The organism is Roseateles sp. P5_B10 (assembly GCF_056400485.1).
In genome coordinates, this window is the sequence record NZ_JBFULE010001309.1 from 1 (window position 1) to 965 (window position 965).

1 protein-coding gene is annotated in these 965 nt (G+C 64.5%); it reads left to right on the plus strand.

Features of this window, described 5'->3' with window-relative positions:
• On the plus strand, positions 1–965 hold a 965-nt coding region (locus AC1DU6_RS32945), incomplete at both ends, for a TonB-dependent receptor domain-containing protein (RefSeq protein ID WP_477862497.1).

A 965-nucleotide genomic window follows, 5' to 3' on the forward strand; every position in this document is an offset into this window, starting at 1 on the left:
GACCCCCACGCTGAACTACTCCGACCCGACCAAGCTGTTCCTGCGCGGCACGATCTACGGCTCGGGCTACGGCAAGCGTCCCAGCGTCGAGGACGAGCTCAAGTCGTTCAAGCTGGCTGGCAACTTCCCGCTGCCGGATTCGATCAAGGGCTTCTTCCAGGACGTGGACCTGGGTGTCAACTACGCCGACCGCTCCAAGAAGAAGCGCCAGCCCGAGGGCAACATCAACGTCGGCTCGCAGGGTGACACCGCCATTGCCAGCGACCTGCAGTACGCCCCCGTGGACCTGAGCTTTGCGGGCCTGGGCAGCATCCCGGCCTGGAACGTGCCGGGCGCCGTGTCGCGCTACATGACGTTCAACCCCAGCGAGACCAGCGCGGCCTATCTGATCCCCAAGGCCTGGAACGTGTACGAGAAGGCCACCACCGGCTTCATCAAGGGCAACATCGACACCGAGTGGGGCGGCATCCCCATGCGCGGCAACGTGGGCCTGCAAGTCATCCGCGTGGATCAGTCGTCCACGTCGAATTATTGGGACAGCAACGCGCCCGCCGGCAGCAATGTCAAGACCAACAGCGACGGCAAGGTGCGCACCGACGTGCTGCCAAGCATGAACCTGGCTTTCTCGCTGGCCGATGACCAGACCCTGCGCGTGGCCCTGGCCCGCCAGATGGCCCGCCCGCGCGTGGACCAGCTCCGCTCGGGCATCGAGTTCGGCGTCGACAACTCGACCGGCAAGCCCGGCGCCAGCGGCGGCAACCCCAAGGCCGATCCGTGGATCGCCAATGCCTTCGACGTGTCCTATGAGAAGTACTTCGGCACCAAGGCCTATATCGCCGCGGCGGGCTTCTACAAGGACTTGAAGAGCTACATCTACACCCAGAAACAGGACGGCTACGACTTCACGGACTTCGTCAAAAGCTACACGCCGCCGAACACGTGCACGACGCCTGCCGGCCCCAATC